The 616-nt window shown below is 68.2% G+C and carries 1 pseudogene; it reads right to left on the reverse strand.

The features are described from left to right. Positions 1 to 616, reverse strand: a pseudogene (gene glmU, locus AC4FS3_RS29055) (bifunctional UDP-N-acetylglucosamine diphosphorylase/glucosamine-1-phosphate N-acetyltransferase GlmU); the annotation flags it as partial.

The following is a 616-nucleotide window of genomic DNA, read 5'->3' on the forward strand; positions in this document are numbered from 1 at the left end:
GTCTCCCAGGGTCACCGGGGCGACCAGGGATGAGTTCGAGCCAACAAAAGCGCCCTTGCCGACCACGGTTTTTGCTTTGCCGAAACCGTCATAGTTGCAGAAGATCGTGCCGGCGCCGATGTTGGCGCCCTCGCCGACCACGCCGTCGCCCAGATAAGCCAGATGGTTGGCCTTGGCGCCGGCGCCCATCACCATGTTCTTGAGCTCGACAAAACTGCCGACACGGGCTCGCGCGCCCATATCGGCTCCGGGACGCAGGCGGGCATAGGGGCCGATATCGGCCCCCTCGCGGACAATGGCGCCTTCCAGGTGCGAGAAAGCATGGATGGTCGCGCCGGCCTCCACGGTGACGCCGGGGCCGAACACCACATGCGGCTCCACGGTGACGTCGCGGCCAAGCCGGGTGTCGGCGCTGAAATAGACGCTGTCGGGGTCCTGCAACGTGGCGCCGCCGAGCATGGCCGCCCGGCGCAGCCGCCGCTGGATTTCCGCCTCCGCCACGGCGAGCTGGGCGCGGTCGTTGACGCCCATTACCTCCGATTCCGGGGCGACGGTCACCGCGGCGCGCAGGCCGAGCCCCCGGGCAATGTCGACGGCGTCGGTGAGATAGAACTCA

The organism is Pseudogemmobacter sp. TB195 (assembly GCF_058313095.1).